Raw genomic sequence first — 20,826 nt, 5'->3', positions numbered from 1 at the left:
CGCCGGACGGGGGCGTGACGCCCGGCACCGGCCCCGGGCCGCGGCGGTGGTGCCGCCGCCCGGCCGGTGGCCGGCTCACGGCCGCGGCCAGGGGCGGCCGGACAGCCGTTCCAGGTCGGTGTTGAACCGCCGCAGGTAGCGGGCGAAGGCGTAGATGTCCTCCTCCGCCCAGTCCGCCATGATCCGGCGGAGGGAACGGATCATGCCCTCGCGCTCCTCGTCCAGCAGCCGGGCCCCCTCCTCCGTGATGCTGAACTTGCGGGCCATGCCGCCCGCCGGGTCCGGGATGCGCTCCAGCAGGCCGGCCCGCATCGCCGCGGAGGTCTGCCGCTGGAGGGTGGAGGCGTCGAGGTCGAACGCCTCGCTCAGCTCGCCGATCGACATGGGCCCCTGCACCCGGATGCGGCTGAGCAGGATGTAGGCGCTGCGCTCCATCAGCCCGTCCACCCGGCGGCCCATCCGGCGGTTGAGCAGCCCGTGACGGCTGAGCAGCATCTGCTCGTACTCGACCTCGCTCGTGGCCCTGTCCATGTGCCGGCGCCTCCCGCTTCCGCCTGGGCCGGCGGCCCGTGCCGGGGGCCTCCGGCTCCGCGCCCCCATCCTCCCACACGGTGTGTGCATCATCCCTTCGATGTGCATGATGCACAAGACATGTACGATGCACACCCTCGTCGCACCGATGCCCATCCCGATCCCCGAGGACTCGCGTCATGAACGCCCCCCAGCCCGCCGCCCGCACCGGCGGCGTGGTCACCACCCTGGCGCTCGCCGGCACGGTGGCCGCCGTCATGCAGACCCTGATCACCCCGCTCATCGCGGAGCTGCCGCGGATCCTCGACACCTCGCCCGCCGACGCGGCCTGGGTGGTCACCGTGACGCTGCTCGTGGCCGGGGTCTGCGTGCCCGTCTCCGGCCGCCTCGGCGACCTGGTCGGCAAGCGCCGGATGCTCCTGGTGTGCACCGTGCCGCTGGTGATCGGCTCGGTGGTGTGCGCCCTCTCCTCCTCCGTCGTACCGATGATCGTCGGCCGCGGTCTGCAGGGCATGGGGATGGGGATGGTGCCGCTGGGCATCGCGCTGCTGCGGGACGTGGTGCCCGCCGAGAAGCTCAGCGGTTCGGTCGCCCTGGTCAGCGCCTCCATGGGCATCGGCGGCGCCCTCGGCCTGCCGGTCTCCGCGGCCGTGGCCGAGTACGCCAGCTGGCGGGCGCTGTTCTGGGGCTCCGCGGTCCTGGCGCTGGTGATCGCGGTCCTGATCCGGTTCTTCGTCCCCGACGTCCCCGCCGGGGCCCGGGGCCAGCGCTTCGACGCGCCCGGCGCGATCGGGCTGGCCATCGGCCTGGTGTCCCTGCTGCTGGCCGTCTCCAAGGGCGCCGACTGGGGCTGGACCTCGGCCACCACGCTCGGCCTGTTCGCCGTGGCCGTCGTGACCCTCGGCGTCTGGGGGTACTACGAGCTGCGCACCCACGAGCCGCTGGTGGACCTGCGCACCACCGCCCGCCCCCGGGTGCTGCTCACCAATGCCGCCTCGGTCCTGGTGGGTGTCGGCATGTACGCCTTCATGCTGATCGCCCCGCAGCTGCTGCAGTTCCCCGAGGCCACCGGTTACGGCCTGGGGCAGTCGATGCTGGCCGCCGGTCTGTGGATGGCGCCCGGCGGCGTGATGATGATGATCGTGTCACCGCTGGGCGGCAAGCTCATCAACGCCCGCGGCCCGAAGCCCGCCCTGGTCCTCGGCGCGCTGGTGATCGCCGCCGGGTACGGCCTCTCCCTGCCCCTGATGGGGACGGCCTGGGGCCTGATGGTCGCCGGCATCGTCGTCAACGCGGGCGTCGGACTCGCCTACGGCGCCATGCCAGCACTGATCATGAGCTCGGTGCCGCTCTCCGAGACCGCCGCCGCCAACGGTTTCAACACCCTCATGCGCTCGCTGGGCACCACCATCGGCTCGGCCGTCATCGGCGTGGTGCTGGCCCAGATGACCATCACCCTGGGCGGCGGCCACACCATCGCCTCCGAGGACGGCTTCCGGACCGGGCTGACGATCGGCTGCGGTGTCGCGCTGCTGGCCGCCGCGGTCGCCGCCGTCATCCCCTCCGCGGCGCGGGCCGCGGACGGTGCCGGCCACAGCGGGCCGGCCCCCGCCGCGGAGACGGCCGCCGCCGGGCGCTGAGCCCCGCCCCGCGGGCACCGCGGCCGCGGGCCGGACTGGGGTCCCGGCGCCGGCCGCGGTCCGGGGCCGTTGGTGCGGGTCCCGGGGACCGGGCCGAGCCGCCCGGTCGCGGTACCGACCGCGGGCTGCCTCGCCGGGCCCCGCGGGCACGCCGCGCCGGGCGGCGGCCCCGTCGCGGGCCACGCGCCGCCACCGGGGCCCCGCCGCCGTGTCCGGAAGGGGGCCCGGCCCCTTCCGGACGGAAGGGCGGGGCCCGGCCGGCCGGCGACGGCCCGCGAGCCCCGGTCAGGCCAGCGGCTTGGACAGGTTCCGCTGGGTCACCTCGTAGCCGAGGGACTCGTACAGCCGCAGCGCCGGGGGGTTGTCCGCGAAGACGTGCAGTCCCAGCGTGTGCGCCCCGGCCGCCAGACTCTCCCGCTCCGCGACCAGCATCAGGGTGCGGCCGTGGCCTCGGCCGCGGTACTCCTCGGCGACCTCCACGGAGAACACGTAGGCGTCCCCGCCACCCGCGGGGACGGACTCGGTGGCGATCCAGATGGTCCCCACGTCGGTGCCCCGGTGCGTCAGGGTCCGCAGGACCGCGCCGGAGGTTGCCGGGCCGTCGGGCAGCAGGGAGCGGTAGTCGCCGTCGGCCCGGGCGGCGGCCACCTCCTCGGGTATCCCGCCGCGGACCAGGCTGGCGAGGAATTCCGCCCGCTCCCGGGCGAGCCAGCCCGGGTACTCCGCCTCGCCGATCGGACGCGTCGTGCTGCCGTCCGGCAGGGCCGGGGCGCCGTCCAGCCGCTTGAGCATGTTCCGGCCGCGCTCCCGGTAGCCCAGGGTGGTGGCGAGGGCGAGCGCACCCTCGGCCTCCGCGGGCACCGCGATCTCGACCCGTCGGCAGCCCCAGCCGCGCAGCACCTCCTCGGCGGCGAGCGCCGCCACCGTGGCCCGGCCGCGGCGCCGGTCCGGCGGGTCGATGGTGAGCCCGGTAATCCGGCCGGCCTCGGGCCCGAAGCGGGGGTGCGTGCCCAGTTCGACGCTGCCGACCGGCCTGCTGTTGACGCATATGTCGTACCGGCGGGAACGCACGCCGTCCGCGGTGGTCCGCTCGGCCTCGGCGGGCCGCAGGGTAGTGGTCATCCGTGTGTTGTACCGGCCCGGCGTGCGTCCGTCACCCGGATTTCGGTCCGGGACGGCACAGATCCGGCCAGGGAGCCCGATGACGGCCGGACCCGCCGCCGGGACGGCGGGGCGGGAGCCGCCTGAAGCCGCCGTACCCGACCGACCGCCGGTGCCCGACCGCCCGCCGGGGACCGCACCGGCACGCCCCGGAGCACCGGGGTGGGAACGGGCCCCGCACGGGCCACCGGGGCCGGTGCGGGGAACGGCCGCTGCGCGGCGGCCCGCTCCGGTACCGGGCCGGCCGGGCCGGGACGGCGCGCGGGGCGGCGCGGTCAGACCGGGTCGGGCTCGGCCTCGGACCGCTCGGCGAAGATCCGCATCACCTTGCCGGTAACCGGGCCGGGCTCGTCGGCGAGGGTGCGGCCGTCGATCCGGGTGACGGCCTGCACGTCGCGCAGCGAGGAGGTGAGGAAGACCTCCTCGGCCCGCTCCAGCACGTCGAACGGCAGGTCGGTCTCGCGGGCCCCCGCCCACTCCACCACCAGCGCCCGGGTGATGCCGGCCAGGCAGCCGGCGGAGACCGGCGGGGTGTGCAGTTCGCCGTCGAGGACGACGAAGACGTTGGAGCCGGTGCCCTCGCACAGCCGCCCGGCGGTGTTGGCGAACAGCGCCTCGGAGGCGTCGTGCCGGTGCGCCCGGGCCAGGGCCACCACGTTCTCGGCGTACGAGGTGGTCTTCAGCCCGGCCAGCGCGCCGTGCTCGTTCCGGGTCCAGGGCACCGTGATCACCGAGGTGGTGTCCGGGCGCGGTGCGGTCCCGCCGAGCGCCACCACCAGGGTCGGGCCGGTGGTGCCGCGGTCGGAACTCAGCGGGGCGAGGCCGCCGGTGTAGGTGATCCGCAGCCGCCCGCGGGGCATCGGGTTGGCCTCCAGCACGGCGGCGCAGGCACGGCGCACCTCGGCCTCGTCCGGCTCGGGCAGGCCCAGGCCGCGGGCGGAGGCGGCCAGCCTCCTCAGGTGCCGGGTGAGGGCGAAGGCCCGCCCGTCCTCGGTCTTCAGGGTCTCGAAGACGCCGTCGCCGACCGTCAGCCCGTGGTCGAACACGGACACCCGCGCCTCGTCCTCGTCGCGCAGCGCCCCGTCGAGCCAGATCGTCACCGTGCCGTCCCTCCCACGAGCGGATGTTCCGCGCCCGACGCTATCGCGAGCAGCCGGGCGGCCTTGAGCTCGGTTTCCTCCCACTCCCGCTCCGGGTCCGAACCCCAGGTGATCCCGGCGCCGGAGCCGAACCGCAGCACCGCCCCGGACGGGCCGCCGGCGGCGTCGGGCGCGCGATCGATCCAGAAGGTCCGGATGCCCACCGCCAGCTCGCCGCTGCCGCGGTCGGCGTCCACCCAGCCGATCCCGCCGCAGTACGGGCCGCGGGGGGCGGTCTCCAGTTCCTCGATGATCCGCAGCGCGCTGGACTTCGGCGCGCCGGTGACCGATCCGGGCGGGAAGGTGGCGGCGAACAGCTCCGGCCACCCGGCGCCGTCGGCCAGTTCGCCCCGGACGGTGGACACCAGGTGGACCAGGCCGGGGTGCGGCTCGACCGCGCAGAGCGCCGGCACGGTCACCGAGCCGGGGGCGCAGACCCGGCCGAGGTCGTTGCGGACCAGATCCACGATCATCACGTTCTCGGTGCGGTCCTTCTCCAGCAGCTCCTCGGGGGTCCGTGCGGTGCCCTTGATCGGGCCGGACTCCACCGTGCGGCCGGTGCGCCGCAGGAACAGCTCGGGCGAGGCGGTGGCCACCTCCACCCCGTGCGCGGGCAGCCGTACCGTCCCCGCGTACGGGGCCGGGTTGCCGCGGGCCAGCAGCGCGGTGAGCGCGTCCACGTCGGCGTGCGCCGGGTCCGGCAGCGGCGCGGACAGTACCCGGCAGAGGTTGGCCTGGTAGACCTCGCCGGCGGCGATGTACTCCCGGATGCGCCGGACCCCGGCGACGTAGCCGGCCCGGTCCAGGGAGGAGCTCCAGGCGTCCGGGGCCGGGCCGCGCCAGGCGCCGGGCACCGGGTCCGGCACCGGCGCGCCGCGTACGTCGCCGAACCGGGCGCAGACCAGGCCGCCCTCGAAGTCGGCGACCACCGCCCAGAAGCCGCTGGACTCCAGGGCCGCCGGGTCCCGGGTCACGTCCCGCAGATCGGTGGCGAGCAGCCCGGGGAAGCGCGCCATCGGGGCCGGTGCGCGGCGTGCGGGGCGGCTCACCGGAGCGGGTGACGGGAGTGGCTCAAGGGGCGGCTCGTACACGGCTGCGAGTCTATGGCGGGTTCCGGGAGGGTGCCCCCGACGGGTGAAGGAAAGGTGATCGGGGGGCGAGCACCACAGCACGCTGGGCAAACGGAATTTGAGCTGGCTCAGGAATCCGCTAGAGTTCAACACGTCGCCGGGGAGCGGAAGCGCCCCGGGGACACGGTCCCTCCCGGACTTTCGCACGATTGTCGTGTGATCGCCCTGGGGAGACGAATGCGGACGTGGCTCAGTTGGTAGAGCATCACCTTGCCAAGGTGAGGGTCGCGAGTTCGAATCTCGTCGTCCGCTCGAAGTAGGGGATTCCCGTCCCCTGCGATTGGTGGAGTGGCCGAGAGGCGAGGCAACGGCCTGCAAAGCCGTCTACACGGGTTCAAATCCCGTCTCCACCTCTCTTGGACGATTAGCTCAGCGGGAGAGCGCTTCCCTGACACGGAAGAGGTCACTGGTTCAATCCCAGTATCGTCCACTGGGTCCGCGAGGACCCACCGACGGTCCCTTGCGGACCGCCCGCGCGATTAGCTCAGCGGGAGAGCGCTTCCCTGACACGGAAGAGGTCACTGGTTCAATCCCAGTATCGCGCACGCAGCGCCACCGGCCACCTCACGGGTGACCGAGGGGCTCCCGGACGATTAGCTCAGCGGGAGAGCGCTTCCCTGACACGGAAGAGGTCACTGGTTCAATCCCAGTATCGTCCACACCGCACGGCAGAGGGCCGGAGCTTCACGCTCCGGCCCTTCGTCGTACGTCCGGCCGCTCAGGAGGAGAAGAGCAGGTGGCCGAAGCCGCGCCGGTGCCCGTGGCCGTGATGGCCGTGGTGTCCCTGGTGCGGGGCTCCCCAGGCGGGAGCGGGCGCGGCGGGGTACGCCTGCGGGGCGGCCGGCGGCGGCGCGGCCTGCGTCCACTGGGACTCAAGACGGGTCAGCGCCTCCAGCTCGCCGTAGTCCAGGAAGATCCCCCGGCAGCCGCTGCACTGCTCGATCTGGACACCGCTGCGGTTGTACGTGTGCATCGGCGCGTGGCACTTGGGACACTGCATGGTCCGCTCAACTCCTCAGACATCGGACATACGCCCCAGGAGGGAACTTCCTCGCGGGCGCGTGGAGTTCACCCTACGACGGGCACGCCGAGCCGGGCGATGCGGGCACAGGCATCGACCATCGCCTCCTCCGCGCCGTCGAGTTCCCGGCCGGCCGCCGCGGCCTTGGCGACCCCGGTCGCGGCGCTCTGCACGGTGAGGGCGCGGGCGGGCGCGTCCAGTTCCGGCCACGGGTCGCCCCCGGGCCGTACCGCGGGGCCGCCGGCGGCCCGGTAGGCGGCGAGGAAGCGGCTCCACTCCGCCTCCCCGACCAGTCCGGTGGCGTACCAGGCGGCGGGACGGGCCAGGTCCCAGGCGGGTTCGCCGACGCCCAGGTCGTCCACGTCGATCAGGAGCCACGGCCCGTCCGGCGCCGGGTACCGCACCAGTTGACCCAGGTGCATGTCGCCGTGGCAGACGATGTCCGTACGGGGCATCGGGGCCTCGTCCCGGGCCCAGGCGGGCAGCCCGGCCCAGGCGCGCAGGATCACCGCCGCGGCCGGGGTGCCGGGCGCGGCGGCGAGCAGCCGGGCGACCGCCCGGGCGGCCTTCGCGGGGCCGCGCATCACCGGCAGCGGACCGGGCAGACCGGCCGGACGCAACCGGTGCAGCCGGGCGAGGAGGTGGCCGGCCGCTTCCCAGGGGGCGTCCTCGGGGCGGTCCGGGGAGACCGGGCGGCCGTACGGCCACAGGGTCACCGCCCGGTCGCCCGACGGCACCGGCACGTCGGGTGACGACCCGGCGGGGGGCGGTACCCGTACGGGTCCGGCGAGCGGTCCTGCGGGGGGCACGGGCGCGGGTGTGGCCGGCGGGGCGGCGGACAGCGTCCCGACCTCCACGGTGAGCGGCGGGAGCAGGATCCCGGCGGCCCCGGGGTGCGCGGCGGCCCGGATTCTCGCGACCAGGGCGTCCGGCTCGCCGCTGGGGCCCCCGGCGGCGGGGTTCACCGGTCAGGGGCGGCCGTCCTGGATCAGGGGGCCTCGGGGCGGGGAGTCCGGCGGTGGCGCGGCGGCGGGGCCGGGGACACCGGGGAGGGGGGTCCGTACCGTGCCGGGCGCGTGGGCCTTGGCCACGACCGGCCCGCAGCGGATCACGGTCCCGTCGGGCCGGTCGGCCAGCACGGTCACCTCTTCCGCCACCCCCGTCGGCGGGTGCGTCGGCGGAGGAGGGTGTGCGGGCGTCGGCGGGTGCGTCGGCGGCGGAGACCGCGCAGGGGGGCGGCCGGTGCGTCGGCAGCGGGGTGGAACAGGGCGGCGAGTGCGGTGCCCTGGGGCCGGCCGGGCGCCGCGGTCGGCAGGCGCGGGGGGCCGGTGGGAAGCGGGTCCGTGACCGTGGGCCCGCGCCGCCCGCCGGGCGATGCCGGCCAGCCGTGCGAGCTGAGGGCCGGGGTCGGCGCCGCGGACGTCCTCGGCCGGGGCACGTCGTCCGGCGGTGACCCGGCCTCCGGAGCAGGTGCAACGTCCGGGGCGCGTGTGGTCTCCGGGCCGGGCGCGGGAGCGGTCTCCGGGCCGGGCATGTTGTCCGGCGCGGGTGCGGCCTCTGGGCCGGGCGCGGGAGCGGTCTCCGGGCCGGGCTCGGCCTCCGGGCCGGGCGCGGGAGCGGTCTCCGGGCCGGGCTTGGCCTCCGGGGCGGGCGCGACGTCGGGCGAGGGTGCAATGTCCGACGCGGATGAGGCATCCGGGGCGGGTGCGGCGCCGCGCGCGGGTGTGGCCTCTGGGCCAGGCACGACGTACGGCGCGGGTGCGGCCTCCGGGGCGGGAGCGACGTCCGGGGCAGGTGCGGCGTCCCGTAGGGGGCGGCGGAGTCGCACCGGGCAGGGGGGCCGCCGGGCGCTCCCGGGCCGGTACCGGATACGGGCTCCGGACCGCTGCCGGGGACGACGGCCACGGCGGCTTCCGGCATGGCTTCCACCACGGTGTCCGGGGCGGCCTTCGGTGACGGGGTGGCCTCCTGCGACGGGGCCGGGGCGGCTTCCGGGAGGTGCTCGCCAGGTCCGTCCATCCCGTTCCCGCCCTCCTGCTCCGGCACCCGTTCGCGCCGCCCACCTGGCCGGATCCTATCCTTCACCGCCTCTCTCGCGATGGGGTGCGAGCCGTCGGCCCGACGGCGGATGGGGGTCGGCCGGGACCGGTCGCGGGTGCCATCGCGTTGCGGTATCCGGCCCGCCCCGGACACCCCGGCCCGGGCCGCACCGGCACCGGGCGGCACCCGGGCATGGGGCCGGACCCCACGGCGCCGGGGGCACCGACCGCCGGAACAGGACGGATGGGAGGCGCGGGAGGGGCCGGACCGCGCGGCACTCGGGGCGGGGCCGCGGCACGGGAGGGTTGGCACCCGGCGGGCGGGTCCGGTGGGACGGACCGGGCGGGAGGGGGCCGGGACGGGGCCGGGGCGCAAGCAGCGAGGCGGAAGCGGCCGGGCGGGAGGGGGAGGCCACAGCCGGCCCCGCTGACAACGCCGGCCCCGGCGGCCCGGCCTCCCCGGGCGGGTGGGCGCGGAGGCCCGGGTCCGGACAGCGCGATGCCCGGGTAGCTCCCCAGCTACCCGGGCATTCGTGCCGTCCGCCGCACCCCCGTCCCCACGGGGTTATGGCCGGAAGTCCCCGGTCCGGGCCGCTCTCCCGGACCCGGGGCGCTCAGCGCCCCAGCATTCCCGCCACGGACGACGCCTGTGTCACGACGGCTTCCCAGCCGCCGAACACCACAGCGAGGACGGCGGCCAGCGGCAGCACCATGGCCGCGGCGACCAGCGGATGGCGGCGGCCGGTCTGTTCCCCGGCTCCGGTCGTGCTCCCGGCACCGGCCGGGGGCACGCCGACGACCGCTCGTCCGCGCGTCCGGAGGACCGTGCGTACCGCGGTGTCCGCCATCACCCTTCCTCTCTGTGAGGTCTGCAGCGGCGGGCGTCGTACCTCGGGGGACGAGTGCTGCGCCCACCGCTTGAGCACAACAGTAGGGCGCCCCCGGCAACCCGACGTCATGCCCTCGTACCGATTGCCGGGCCTCCGGGAGGATGACGTGTCACTGTTCGGCGTACTCCCCTGGGTGGAGACCTGCCCGGGGGACTCGGGGTCATCCCGGAGGGGGACGCACCCGGGGTCCCCGGGATACCCCCGGGTGGTCCCCCTCGGGGTGACTTCGCTCACTTCCCCCGCTCCCCTGCCGGCGCCCGCGCCCGGATCCCGGTGGGTGCCGGGCCGGGCGTGTCCGGGCCCGGCACCCACCGGTCCGCGCGGCCGGCGGACGGCGACCGGACCCGGGCCCCGTCGCCGCCGGGCCCAACCTCCGCTGGTCCGCACGGGCTTGGCGGCAGCCGCGGCGGCGGCCGGTTCGGCCGGTCCGGGCGGGGGCGCCGCACCGGCCGCCGGGCGGCGGGCTGCTGACAATCCGTCGCCCGACGCATGCGCGGCCTCTCAGCAAGGTGGCGCGTCAATACGTAAGCTGTGGCCCGTCAGACGCAAGTGGAGTGGGGCCTCCCCACCGGAGGCAGGGGACGGACATGGCGATGATGCGGCTCCGGCGCGAGGATCCGCGTGTCGTCGGCTCGTTCCGGCTCCACCGGCGGCTCGGCGCGGGCGGGATGGGCGTGGTCTACCTCGGTTCGGACCGGCGCGGACAGCGGGTGGCGCTGAAGGTGATCCGCCCGGATCTCGCCGAGGACCAGGAGTTCCGGTCCCGGTTCGCCCGTGAGGTGTCGGCGGCCCGGCGGATCCGCGGGGGCTGCACGGCCCGGCTGGTGGCCGCCGATCTCGACGCCGACCGGCCGTGGTTCGCCACCCAGTACGTGCCCGGTCCCTCGCTGCACGACAAGGTGAACGAGGAGGGGCCGCTGCCCGCCGCGCAGGTCGCCGCGATCGGCTCGGCGCTGGCCGAGGGCCTGTTGGCGGTGCACGACGCCGGGGTGGTGCACCGTGATCTCAAGCCGTCGAACATCCTGCTGTCCCCCAAGGGGCCCCGGATCATCGACTTCGGCATCGCCTGGGCGACCGGCGCCAGCACCCTGACGCACGTGGGCACCGCCGTCGGCTCCCCCGGCTTCCTCGCGCCCGAGCAGGTCCGTGGCGCGGCGGTGACCCCGGCCACGGACGTCTTCGCGCTGGGCGCCACCCTCGCCTACGCGTCCACCGCCGACTCCCCCTTCGGGCAGGGCAGTTCCGAGGTGATGCTGTACCGCGTGGTGCACGAGGAGCCGCAGCTGCTCGGGGTCCCGGACGCGCTCGCCCCGCTGATCCACGCCTGCCTCGCCAAGGACCCGGAGGACCGGCCGAGCACCCTCCAGCTGTCGCTGCGGCTCAAGGAGATCGCCGCCCGCGAGGCGCACGGGCAGGGCCCCTCCGACGGCCGTGCGGAGTTCACCCGCCGGCACGTCGAACGGCCCACCGGGCGGCGCGCGGACGAGTACGCGCAGCAGCGCACCGAGCGCCGGCCCGGCGGGGCGCCCACCCCCCGCCCGCAGCAGCCTCGGCCCGGCCGGCCCCTGCCCCGGGTCCGGCACCGCGGGCGGCTCCGGTTCCCGGCCGGCCGGTGCCCGGTCGTCCGGCTCCCGCCCGGCGGCGTCCGGCCGCCCCCGCCACCGGGCGGACCCCGCCCGGCGCCCGGCGGGGGAACCGGCCGACCGTACGGGCCGGTGCCCGCACCGGCCCCCCAGCCCCGCAGGCCCGGCGGGCCGGACCGGCGGCTGCTCCGCCAGCGGCTGATCGTGTTCGTGGTGGTGACCCTGCTGGCGGCACTGGGCATCGCGGCGGCGCAGGGGTGCCAGGGCCCGGCGCGCGGACTGGGCGGCGAACGGCCGCCCGTGACCACCGTCCGGACCACCGCTGCGGACCCGGCGACCGTCGTGCGGACCGGTCCGGCCGATCCGGCCGGCGCGTCGGCGTCGCTGCCCGGGCCGGGACCGCGTACCGACGGGATCTGAATCCCCGGCCACCGGCCCCGGCCGCCGTCCGGTGGCCCGCCCCGGTGGAGGAGGCGGGGACGCCCGGTCACGCGGGCCGGCCGATACGCGCGAGCCGCGTCCGGCGGGTCAGTCGCGGGGGCGGCCGGTCACCACGGCGTAGAAGGCCACCGCCGCGGCGGCCCCGACGTTGAGCGAGTCCACCCCGTGCGCCATCGGGATGCGCACCCACTCGTCCGCCGCCGCCAGTGCCTGCCGGGACAGCCCCTCGCCCTCCGCGCCGAGCATCAGCGCGACCCGCTCCCGGCGGTGCGGCGCGGCGTCGTCCATCGTGGTGGCCCTCGCGTCCGGGGTGAGGGCCAGCAGGGAGAAGCCGGCCTCGCGGACCGCGTCCAGTCCCTGGGGCCAGCTCTCCGCCCGGGCGTACGGCACCGAGAAGACGGCGCCCATCGACACCTTCACCGACCGCCGGTAGAGCGGGTCCGCGCAGTCCGGGGAGAGCAGCACCGCGTCCATCCCGAGGGCGGCGGCGCTCCGGAAGATCGCGCCGATGTTGGTGTGGTCGTTGACCGACTCCAGGACCGCGACCCGGCGGGCGGCGGCCAGCAGCGTGGCGGCGTCCGGCAGCGGCTCGCGCCGCATGGAGGCGAGCGCTCCCCGGTGGACGTGGTAGCCGGTGACCTGCTCCGCGAGGCCGGGAGTGACCGCGTAGACCGGCGCGGTCTCCTCCTCGATGACGTCGCGCATCACGTCGATCCACTTGGCCGACAGCATCATCGAGCGCATCCGGTACCCGGCCTGCCGGGCACGCCGGATCACCTTCTCGCCCTCGGCGATGAACAGGCCCTCGGCCGGCTCGCGCCGCCGGCGCAGCTCCACGTCGGTCAGGCCGGTGTAGTCGTGCAGGCGCGGGTCGGCGGGGTCGTCGATGAGGATGGGGTCAGCCACGGGGTGATACCGCCTTGTCGTTCGGGGGCGGGCGCGCCGGTCCGGGCGCGCGTCAGCGCGTGGTGGCGGGGCCGAGGGTCACGACGTCGCCGATGACGATGACCGCCGGCGGCCGGACGCCCTCCTCCGCGACCCGCTGTCCCACGGTGGCGAGCGTGGCGTCCACCCGCCGCTGCGCCGCGGTCGTGCCCTCCTGGACCACCGCGACCGGGGTGTCGCCCGCCCGGCCGTGCTCCATCAGCGCGGCGGCGATCCGGCCGATCTTCTCCACCGCCATCAGCAGCACCAGGGTGCCGCGCAGCCGGGCCAGCGCGGCCCAGTCCACCAGGGAGCTGGGGTCGTCCGGGGCGACATGGCCGCTGACCACGGTGAACTCGTGGGCGACCCCGCGGTGGGTGACCGGGATGCCGGCCGCGCCGGGCACGCTGATGGAGCTGGAGATGCCGGGGATGACGGTGCACGGTATGCCGGCCGCCGCGAGCGCCTCGGCCTCCTCCATGCCGCGGCCGAAGACGAACGGGTCCCCGCCCTTGAGGCGGACCACGGTCTTCCCGGCCTTCGCGTGCTCGATGAGCGCGTTGTTGATGGCCTCCTGCGCCATGAACCGGCCGTACGGGATCTTCGCCGCGTCGATCACCTCGACGTGCGGCGGCAGTTCGTCGAGCAGGTCACGGGGGCCGAGCCGGTCGGCGATGACCACATCGGCCTCGGCGAGCAGCCGCCGTCCGCGCACCGTGATCAGGTCCGGGTCGCCGGGGCCGCCGCCGACCAGGGCGACGCTGCCCCCCGCCCGGAGCCGGCGGTGCGGCGCGCCGAGCGTGCCGTCCCGCAGCCCCTCGACCACCGCGTCCCGGACCGCCGCCGAACGGCGCGGGTCGTTGCCGGTGAGGACGGCCACGGTCACGCCCTCGCTGCGGCCGGTGGCCGGGGTCCACGCGGAGGCGGCCTCGGCGTCGTCGCTCCGTACGCACCACACCCGGCGCGCCTCCGCCTCGGCCGAGGCCGCCGCGTTCGCCTCCGGGTCGTCGGTGGTGATCAGCGCGTACCAGGCACCCTCGAAGTCGCCCTCCCGGTACCGGCGACGCTCCCAGCGGAGTTCACCGGCGTCCGCCATGGCTTCCACCGAGGGCGTGGCGGACGGCGACACCAGGACCACGTCGGCACCGGCGGCGATCAGGGCGGGCAGCCGCCGCTGGGCGACCTGTCCGCCGCCGAGCACGACGACGCGCCGCCCGGACAGGCGCAGTCCGACGGGATAAGCGTGGTTCTCGGGCATGCGGTGCGGCTCTCCTCGTGCGGTTCGTCGGCCACTGTGGTACGTGGGTGCCCCGGCGTCGTCGGCGGAGGCTGGTCGGATGCGGGATGCCGGCCCCGGCCCCCCGCGCATACCCTACGGCCTGCGCCGGGGACCGCCACGCCGGTACGGCTGCGGTACGGATCACTTCCGCGGGCCGCCGTCGGGTGGACCGCGCCGGGACCCGTCCGGCGGCGCACCCGGCCCGGCACGCCGGGCGCACGGCGTGGGCCACGGTCCACGGCCCACCGTTCGCGGCCCATGGTGGGGTGCCGCGGCGCGTGGCCGGACGGGGACGGCAGCGGGCGGAGGGACGGCAGCCGGGCGGACGAGCGGCGGGCGGACGGGCGGTACGGCACCGGGCCGGGTTCGCGGGAGGTACCGGTGCCCCTGCCCGCGGCCCACCCCGTTCCCGTGCGCGCGGTGCGCCCGTCCGGGACGCCATGGCCCGGTGCGCGGCCGGACGGCGGACCTCCCGCGAACCCGGCCCGCGGGACGGGTGGTGCGGCGGACGGCCGGTGGCGGCGGGCGACGCGGTGGGCCGGTACGGCGGAGGGGCGGGAGGCGTGCGTGCGCGGGCCGGCCGCCCGGCGGGCGGAAGCGCGTGGGAAAGGGCGGGCGGTCCCGGCGGTGCCGGGGCGCCCGCCCTCCCGGTCAGGACTTCTCGGTGACCCCGGCGGCGTCGAAGGTGGCCACCTCGTGCATGGCCCGGGCCGCGCTCTGCACCACCGGCAGCGCCAGCAGCGCCCCGGTCCCCTCCCCCAGCCGGAGGTCGAGGTCCACCAGCGGGCGCAGGCCCAGCTTGTTGAGCGCGGCCACGTGACCGGGCTCGGCACTGCGGTGCCCGGCGATGCAGGCCGCCAGCGCCTCGGGTGCGATGGCCCGGGCGACCAGAGCGGCGGCACCCGCGCTCACCCCGTCCAGGATCACCGGGGTGCGCAACGAGGCCCCGCCGAGCACCAGGCCGACGATGGCCGCGTGCTCCAGGCCACCGATCGCGGCCAGCACGCCGATCGGGTCGGCCGGGTCCGGCTGGTGCAGCTCCAGCGCGCGCCGGACGACATCGACCTTCCGGGCGTGCATCTCGTCGTTGATGCCGGTACCGCGTCCGGTGATCTCGGCCGGGTCGGCCCCGGTGTAGACGGAGATCAGCGCTGCCGACACGGTGGTGTTGGCGATGCCCATCTCCCCGGTGAGCAGGGCCTTGTTGCCCGCGGCCACCAGGTCGCGGGCGGTCTCGATGCCGACCTCGACGGCGCGCAGCGCCTCCTCGCGGCTCATCGCCGGACCGACGGTGAAGTCGTCGGTGCCGGGGCGGACCTTCCGGGGCAGCAGCCCCGGGGTGGTGGGCAGGTCGCCGGCGATGCCCACGTCGATCACGCACACCTCGGCCCCGACCTGGTTGGCGAACGCGTTGCACACCGCGCCGCCACCGAGGAAGTTCGTCACCATCTGGGTGGTGACCTCCTGGGGCCAGGCCGTCACCCCCTGGGCGTGCACGCCGTGGTCACCGGCGAAGATCGCCACCGCGGCGGGCTCCGGGATCGGTGGGGGACACTTCCGGGACAAGCCGCTGAGCTGCGCGGAGATGATCTCCAGCATGCCGAGTGCGCCGGACGGCTTGGTCATCCGCTTCTGCCGCTCCCATGCCTCACCGAGCGCCTTGGCGTCGAGCGGGCGGATGCGTCGCAGGGTTTCCTGCAGCAAGTCGTGCGGCTCCTCACCGGGCAGCGCGCGCCGCCCGTACGTTTCCTCATGGACCACCCAGGACAGCGGGCGTCGCTTGGCCCATCCGGCCTGCATCAGCTCCGGCTCGTCCGGGAACTCATCGACATAACCGACGCAGAGGTAGGCGACCACCTCCAGGTGCTCCGGCAGCCCGAGCGTGCGTACCATCTCCCGCTCGTCGAAGAAGCTGACCCATCCCACGCCCAGCCCCTCGGCCCGCGCGGCGAGCCAGAGGTTCTCCACCGCCAGGGCGGAGGAGTACGGGGCCATCTGCGGCTGGGTGTGCCGGCCCAGGGTGTGGCGGCCGCCCCGGGTGGGGTCGGCGGTGACCACGATGTTCACCGGCGTGTCGAGGATGGCCTCGATCTTCAGCTGCTTGAACTGCTTGGCCCGGCCCTTGGGCAGGGACTTGGCGTACGCCTCGCGCTGACGGTTGGCCAGCTCGTGCATCGTGCGCCGGGTTTCCTCGGACCGGATGACCACGAAGTCCCACGGCTGCGAGTGGCCGACGCTGGGCGCGGTGTGCGCCGCCTCCAGGACCCGGAGCAGCACCTCGTGCGGGATCGGCTCGGACCGGAAGCCGTTGCGGATGTCGCGGCGTTCCCGCATCACCCGGTGTACGGCGGCCCGCTCCGCCTCGCCGTACCCCGCGGCGCGCGGGGTGGCCGGCGCGGGCGGCTCCGGCCGCGCCTCCGCGGCCGGGGTGCCGGCGGCCGGGGCCTCGCCCGCCCCGGTGTCCGCGCCGGGCACGGCAGAGCCGGTGGGGGCGGTGTTCCCGGTGGGGGGCCGTGGTGGACGCGGGCTCCGGGGACGCCGCGGTGCCGGGGGCCGCGGTGGCGGCTCCGTCGGTGACCTTCGGCGCGGGCGCCGGGGCGACGGTGGGCTGAACGGCGGCCGGCCCGCCGGACTCCGGGGTGCCGGCCCCGGTGCCGGACTCCGCCGCGGCGTCACCGGTCGGCCCGGGGGCGACGGCGGCGTCGGACGCGGTCTGACCGGCGTCGGACGCGGTCTGACCGGCGGTGGTCCGGTCGGCGGCGGGGGGCCTGGTCGGCGGGCGCGGTCTCGGGGGTGGCTGGCCGGTCGCCTCCCGCCGGAGCAGTGGTCTCCGCCGAAGCGATGGTCTCCGTGCCGTCGGCGACCCGCTCGGGGGCTCCCGGCTGCGGGCCGGTCGCGCCGGCGCCGCTCTCCCCCTCCTCGCCGGGCTCGGCCACGGTGTCCGTCGCGTCCTCGTCCGACGGGCCGGCCTCGTCCGACGGACCGGCCTCGGCGGCCGGGTCGGCGGAGGGTTCCGTCGCCTGAGCCTCCGCGGCGGGCGCGCCGGAGGCCACCGCGGGCTGCTCCGCAGCGGCGTCCGGCGCCTCGGCGGCCGGGGCGGCCAGGGCTTCGGAGGGCTGTGCCTCGGTGGGCGGAGCGGCCTCCGTCGCCGCGGAGGTGTCCGGCCCGGCGGCCGGAGCGGACGCCGGGGTCTGCGGAGCGGAGTCCTCCGTCTCCCCGGAGGCCGGCCCGGCGGCCGCGGTGGTGGCGGCAGCCTCCGACACGGCGTCAGCGCACGCGGTCCCGGCGGGCTCCTGGGCCGGCACGGCAGCGGCCGGTTCGGCAGCGGCCGGTTCGGCAGCGGGCACTTCGGCAGGGGCCGGTTCGGCGGGGTCGGTGGTGGTTCCGGCCGGTTCGGCCGGGACGGCGGCGGTCGCGGGCGCCTCGGCGGCGACCGGTGCAGCGGTGGCCTCCGGCTGAGCGCCGGTCGGGACGTCCTCGTCCCGGGGTGCCGCGCCGTCGACGGCCGGTACGGCCGTTTCGCCGCCCGGTACCCCGGCCTCACCGGCCGGCGTCGCCTCCTCGGTGGTGGCTGGCGCAACGGCCGTGCCGTCGGCGTCTCCTGACGCCTGTGCGCCGGCGGCCGGGGCGTCGGCCTCCGTACCGGAACCGGCCGGCGCGTCGGCGGTGCCGGCCGGGGTGTCCCCGGACGCGGCGTCACCCGCCGCCTCGACGTTCGCCTCGGCCGGCTGCGCGGTGGACGCGGGGTCGGTGGACGCGGAATCGGGCGACGCGGCGTCGCCGGACTCGGCGTCGGCGGCCGTGCCCTCGGCCGGCTCGGCGGCGGCCTCGGGAGCCGGAGCTTCGGCGGTGTCCGGGCCCGGCGCCTCGGCTCCGGCCGGCGCGGGGTCGGCCTCGCCGCCGTCCGCGGCCGCCGGGACGGCGGCCGGTTCGGTGACCGTGGACGGGTCCGTGCCGTCGGCGGGCGCGCCGCCGGCCGGGGCGGTGTGCTCCTCCGGGCCGCGCTCCGATTCGGGTGACGCCTGCTCAGCGGTGGTTCCGGCGACCGTCCGGCCGTCCCCGCCACGGCTTCCGCGGCAGTGGCGGGCACGGCGTCGGCTGCCGGGGCCTCGGCGGCGCCGGCACCGAGGGGCTCGGTGGGCTCCGGAGCGGCCTCCCCGGCCAGGGGCGCGGGTTCGGCGTGCTCACCGGCGACGGGAGTCTCGGCTCCGGCCGGATCCGCGGCAGTGGCGGAGGCGGGCACGGCGTCGGCCGGGTCCGCGGAGACGGCGGAGGCGGCAGAGTCGATCGCGGCGTGAGCCGTCTCCCCCGGGTCGGCCACGACGGCCGGTTCCGCGCCGGGGGCAGCCGGCTCACCGACGGCCGCGTCGGTCACGGCCGTTTCACCGGCCGGGGGTTCGGCGGCAGCCGGATCGGCGGCGGATTCGGCGGCAGCCTCCACGGGGGCGGACGGCACCTCCGGTGCCGGCGCGGCGGCCGGGGCCTCGGCACCGGTGGGCGCGGGGCCGGCCGGTACGGCCTCGGCGGCGGGGATCGCCGCATCGCCGGCCGGCGCGGTGTTCCCTTCGGCCGGTGTCCGGGTGGCGTCCTCGGCGGTGGTCACCACCGCGTCCCCCTCGGCGGAGGACTCCGCGGCCTGCGTTCCGGCCGGTGCTTCACCCGGTACCGGCTCGGGTGCCGCGACGCCGGAATCCTCCCCGGCGGCGGCATGGGTCTGTATTGAACCGTCCGGCGCCATCGGCTCCACGGGCGCCGGCGCGGCAGCGTGCTCCACGGCCGTGACGGTGTTCGCCGTGGTCTCGTGCGCACCGTCGGCCGCCTCGGCGGGCTCCGCCGCGGGAGCGCCGTCGGCGGTGGCGGCCTCCACGCCCGCCACGGGGATGGCGTCCGCACCCTCCGCAGGGGCCGCGGGGGCATCCGCCGCGGGGGCGGCGTCGGCGCTCTGCGCGGGAACGTCCGATTCGGCGACCGCCTCGGCGCTTTCCGCGAGGGTCACGGCAGCAGCCTCGACGGGGGCCGCGGGGGCCTGCTCCGGCGCGGCCGGGGAGGTGGTCTCCGCCGGTGCCGGGGCGGGGTCCGCGGGCGGGGGCGACGTCCGCCGCGGGGCCGGCCGACGGCGCGCCCGGCCCCTCCGTCGCGGGCTGCGGGATCTCCGCCCCGGGCGTCCCGGGCACCGGTCCGGAGTACGGGGCGGCGGCGAGGGCCGCCGCCTCCTCGGCCGACGGCATCACCTCGGCCGGCGGCAGCGCCTCGGCGGCCTGGCCCGGTACATGACCGGTGCCGGCCGGCGTGCCGGGCCCGTACGGGGCGTCGGCCGCCGGGCCGGGGTGCGGCACATCGGCGGGAAGCTGCTCGGGAAGGGCCTGGCCCACGGCCTGGGACGCACCCCACTCCATCCCGCCGGCGGGTACCGCCTGGGCGGGCGGCAGGGCCCCGGGGACGGCGGCGTCCTCGGGCAGCGCCGGGGACGGCCGGTGGCCCGCGGCGTGCCGTCCCGCCCGCCGGCCGGCCCGGCGGCCGTCGGTGGCGGGCTCCGGGTGGCCGGGCGAGCCGTCGGCGGCGGCCGGGGCCGGTCCGGCCACGCCCGTGGCGTCACCGGCGGGCGGCGCCGGGTACGGCTGCTCGGCGGTCCCCGCCGGGTAGGGCTGTTCCTCGCCCCCGGCCGGGTACGGCTGTTCGCCGGCCCCGGTGGGGTACGGCTGATCCGCGGCCTCCACGGGGTACGGCTGTTCCCCGGCCTCCGCGGGGTACGGCTGTTCCGCGGCCTCCGCGGGGTACGGCTGCGCGGGCCACGGCTGGGCGGCGGGCAGTTCACCGGAGCCGGGGCCGACGCCGGGCAGTGGCTCGCCGCTCTCCACGGCGCCCATGTCCAGCTGGCCGGACCCGCCGTCGGCCGGGGCCTGGTGGGGCAACGGGGTGGCGGGCGCCCCGGCCGGGCCGCGGTCGGCGAGGGAACGGACGACTCCCCCGGTGGGCGCCTCCGGTACCGGCGGGCCCAGGTGCAGCGGGCGCCGGGGCGGGGCGGCCGCCGCGGGCCGGGCTCCGGGGAGCGTCCCGTGATCCGCCGCCTCGCCCGCCTGCGGGCCGCCCTCGAAGGCCGCCCCGGGCGCCGTCTCCTGCGGTGCGTCGTAGGGCTGCTGGTACTGCTGCTGCGCCGGGTCCGGGTGCGGGGACTGCTGGGGGTCCATCCAGGCGCCCTGGGCCCCGGGCATCAGAAGCTGGTCGTCCTCGTAGCCGCCGGGCTCCGGAACCCCCTGGCCGTGCCCGCCGTCCTCGCCGAGCTGCGGGCCCTGGGCGTACTGCCCGTCCTGGGCGTACCGCGGGTCCTGGGCGGCGTACCCCGGGTCCTGGCCGTAGTGGGGATCGTGGCCGAAATGGGCCTCCTGGCCGAGGTGTCCGTCCTGCCCCGGGTGCGGGTCCTGGGAGAAGTGGCCGGAGTGGGCGGCGTGCACCAGCGGGTCGTGGTGCACGGAACCGTCGTGGTGAAGGGAGCCGTCCTGGTGCACCGGGCCGGGGTGGGGGGCGTGTCCGCCGTAGAAGTCCTGGGCGCCGTGGCCTTGGTGGAGGTCGTGCCCGGCCGGACTCCCGTGAACCATCCGGTCCCCGTGAACCATCTGCTCCCCGTGGACCGCCTGACCGTCGTGGAGGGCGTGGCTCTCCGGGGCATTGTGGGCGTCGTAGCCGGCGTGGCCGTCGTAGGCCGCCTGGACGGGACCGCCGTCGGGGCCCTCGGGGACACCGTGACCGTCGGGCACGCCGTGGAACTCGTGGGCGGCGTGGTCGGACGGCCGGTCCGGATAGGCGTACGCGGAGTGCGGCGGAACCCCGGGTTGCCCGCCGGCGCTCTCCGGCAGTCCCTCGCCCGGGACCTGGCCGGTGTCGGTCATGCGTTCCCCTCGCCCATCGCTAGTTCCTTCCAACCCGCCTACAGCATGAACGAGCGTGCGCGGTGCGCGGGCACGTTGCACGTCTTTCGGTCTGCCGCACCCCGGCCCGTCAAGAGGGGGGTGCGTTCCGGCCATTGGCGTACAAAGCACCGAACCCCGGG

The 20,826-nt window shown here is 77.2% G+C and carries 14 protein-coding genes and 5 tRNA genes; 7 read left to right on the top strand and 12 right to left on the bottom strand.

The window, feature by feature from the left end; genetic code table 11:
* Positions 1-75: 75 nt before the first annotated feature.
* Entirely contained in the window at positions 76-531 is a 456-nt protein-coding gene (locus IHE55_RS25355) for a MarR family winged helix-turn-helix transcriptional regulator (RefSeq protein WP_197991142.1), read from the bottom strand.
* 179 nt (positions 532-710) lie between these two features.
* Here IHE55_RS25355 and IHE55_RS25350 point away from each other — a divergent pair, with 179 nt between their 5' ends.
* Entirely contained in the window at positions 711-2,171 is a 1,461-nt protein-coding gene (locus IHE55_RS25350) for an MFS transporter (protein ID WP_197991141.1), read from the top strand.
* A 285-nt stretch (positions 2,172-2,456) separates the two neighbouring features.
* Here the strand turns inward: IHE55_RS25350 and IHE55_RS25345 are convergent, their stop codons facing one another.
* The 3 genes from IHE55_RS25345 to IHE55_RS25335 form a co-directional block, all read right to left on the bottom strand.
* Entirely contained in the window at positions 2,457-3,293 is an 837-nt protein-coding gene (locus IHE55_RS25345) for a GNAT family N-acetyltransferase (RefSeq protein ID WP_197991140.1), read from the bottom strand.
* Between the two features lie 314 nt (positions 3,294-3,607).
* On the bottom strand, positions 3,608-4,432 hold the full coding sequence (locus IHE55_RS25340) for an aminotransferase class IV (protein ID WP_197991139.1): 825 nt from the start codon (positions 4,430-4,432) through the stop codon (positions 3,608-3,610).
* Entirely contained in the window at positions 4,429-5,487 is a 1,059-nt protein-coding gene (locus tag IHE55_RS25335; RefSeq protein WP_197991138.1) for a chorismate-binding protein, read from the bottom strand. The genes IHE55_RS25340 and IHE55_RS25335 overlap by 4 nt, the downstream gene beginning before the upstream one ends.
* Before the next feature lie 293 nt (positions 5,488-5,780).
* On the opposite strand from IHE55_RS25335, the gene IHE55_RS25330 reads away from it, so the two are divergent.
* The 5 genes from IHE55_RS25330 to IHE55_RS25310 all read left to right on the top strand — a co-directional run bounded on the left by IHE55_RS25330 (position 5,781) and on the right by IHE55_RS25310 (position 6,260).
* A tRNA-Gly gene (locus tag IHE55_RS25330) sits at positions 5,781-5,853 on the top strand.
* Between the two features lie 30 nt (positions 5,854-5,883).
* Positions 5,884-5,954, top strand: a tRNA-Cys gene (locus IHE55_RS25325).
* A 5-nt stretch (positions 5,955-5,959) separates the two neighbouring features.
* Positions 5,960-6,031: transfer RNA gene (locus tag IHE55_RS25320), tRNA-Val, on the top strand.
* A gap of 43 nt (positions 6,032-6,074) precedes the next feature.
* Positions 6,075-6,146, top strand: a tRNA-Val gene (locus tag IHE55_RS25315).
* Positions 6,147-6,188: 42 nt separating this feature from the next.
* Positions 6,189-6,260: transfer RNA gene (locus tag IHE55_RS25310), tRNA-Val, on the top strand.
* 59 nt (positions 6,261-6,319) lie between these two features.
* Here IHE55_RS25310 and IHE55_RS25305 read toward each other — a convergent pair.
* The 3 genes from IHE55_RS25305 to IHE55_RS25295 all read right to left on the bottom strand — a co-directional run bounded on the left by IHE55_RS25305 (position 6,320) and on the right by IHE55_RS25295 (position 9,509).
* Positions 6,320-6,601 (bottom strand): TFIIB-type zinc ribbon-containing protein, encoded by a 282-nt coding sequence (locus tag IHE55_RS25305; protein WP_197991137.1) that lies wholly within the window; start codon positions 6,599-6,601, stop codon positions 6,320-6,322.
* Positions 6,602-6,669: 68 nt separating this feature from the next.
* Positions 6,670-7,338: a phosphotransferase family protein gene (locus IHE55_RS25300; protein WP_372442726.1), complete on the bottom strand. Its 669-nt coding sequence runs from the start codon at positions 7,336-7,338 to the stop codon at positions 6,670-6,672.
* A gap of 1,937 nt (positions 7,339-9,275) precedes the next feature.
* Positions 9,276-9,509, bottom strand: coding sequence for a hypothetical protein (locus IHE55_RS25295; RefSeq protein ID WP_197991135.1), 234 nt, complete (start codon positions 9,507-9,509; stop codon positions 9,276-9,278).
* 638 nt (positions 9,510-10,147) lie between these two features.
* Between IHE55_RS25295 and IHE55_RS25290 the strand changes: the two genes are divergently transcribed.
* Complete coding sequence (locus IHE55_RS25290; protein WP_372442781.1) at positions 10,148-11,554, top strand: serine/threonine-protein kinase; 1,407 nt, start codon at positions 10,148-10,150, stop codon at positions 11,552-11,554.
* Positions 11,555-11,662: 108 nt separating this feature from the next.
* Here IHE55_RS25290 and IHE55_RS25285 read toward each other — a convergent pair whose 3' ends face one another.
* From IHE55_RS25285 to IHE55_RS25270, 5 genes are all read right to left on the bottom strand, one after another.
* Positions 11,663-12,481, bottom strand: coding sequence for a TrmH family RNA methyltransferase (locus IHE55_RS25285; protein WP_197991133.1), 819 nt, complete (start codon positions 12,479-12,481; stop codon positions 11,663-11,665).
* A gap of 52 nt (positions 12,482-12,533) precedes the next feature.
* Positions 12,534-13,757 carry a uroporphyrinogen-III C-methyltransferase gene (gene cobA / locus IHE55_RS25280; RefSeq protein ID WP_197991132.1) on the bottom strand — a complete coding sequence of 408 codons (1,224 nt, stop codon included), beginning with the start codon at positions 13,755-13,757 and terminating at the stop codon, positions 12,534-12,536.
* A gap of 672 nt (positions 13,758-14,429) precedes the next feature.
* A complete protein-coding gene (gene cobT, locus IHE55_RS25275) occupies positions 14,430-16,454 on the bottom strand; it encodes a nicotinate-nucleotide--dimethylbenzimidazole phosphoribosyltransferase (RefSeq protein WP_372442725.1) in 2,025 nt (674 codons plus the stop codon).
* Complete coding sequence (locus IHE55_RS32775) at positions 16,451-17,041, bottom strand: hypothetical protein (protein ID WP_307826817.1); 591 nt, start codon at positions 17,039-17,041, stop codon at positions 16,451-16,453. Before IHE55_RS32775 ends, cobT begins: the two co-directional genes overlap by 4 nt.
* A gap of 1,392 nt (positions 17,042-18,433) precedes the next feature.
* Positions 18,434-20,665: a hypothetical protein gene (locus IHE55_RS25270; protein WP_197991131.1), complete on the bottom strand. Its 2,232-nt coding sequence runs from the start codon at positions 20,663-20,665 to the stop codon at positions 18,434-18,436.
* Between the last annotated feature and the right edge of the window lie 161 nt (positions 20,666-20,826).

Source organism: Streptomyces pactum (assembly GCF_016031615.1).
Taxonomy (GTDB): Bacteria; Actinomycetota; Actinomycetes; order Streptomycetales; family Streptomycetaceae; genus Streptomyces; species Streptomyces pactus.
This window is presented reverse-complemented; position numbering and strand designations above follow the sequence as displayed.

What these genes read in the sequence shown, in the direction of transcription:
- cobA (WP_197991132.1), bottom strand. Translation starts at nt 13,757, where the DNA reads ATGCCCGAGAACCACGCTTATCCCGTCGGACTGCGCCTGTCCGGGCGG.
- IHE55_RS25355 (WP_197991142.1), bottom strand. Translation starts at nt 531, where the DNA reads ATGGACAGGGCCACGAGCGAGGTCGAGTACGAGCAGATGCTGCTCAGC.
- IHE55_RS25305 (WP_197991137.1), bottom strand. Translation starts at nt 6,601, where the DNA reads ATGCAGTGTCCCAAGTGCCACGCGCCGATGCACACGTACAACCGCAGC.
- IHE55_RS25270 (WP_197991131.1), bottom strand. Translation starts at nt 20,665, where the DNA reads ATGACCGACACCGGCCAGGTCCCGGGCGAGGGACTGCCGGAGAGCGCC.
- IHE55_RS25335 (WP_197991138.1), bottom strand. Translation starts at nt 5,487, where the DNA reads ATGGCGCGCTTCCCCGGGCTGCTCGCCACCGATCTGCGGGACGTGACC.
- IHE55_RS25295 (WP_197991135.1), bottom strand. Translation starts at nt 9,509, where the DNA reads ATGGCGGACACCGCGGTACGCACGGTCCTCCGGACGCGCGGACGAGCG.
- IHE55_RS25290 (WP_372442781.1), top strand. Translation starts at nt 10,148, where the DNA reads ATGCGGCTCCGGCGCGAGGATCCGCGTGTCGTCGGCTCGTTCCGGCTC.
- IHE55_RS25345 (WP_197991140.1), bottom strand. Translation starts at nt 3,293, where the DNA reads ATGACCACTACCCTGCGGCCCGCCGAGGCCGAGCGGACCACCGCGGAC.
- IHE55_RS25350 (WP_197991141.1), top strand. Translation starts at nt 711, where the DNA reads ATGAACGCCCCCCAGCCCGCCGCCCGCACCGGCGGCGTGGTCACCACC.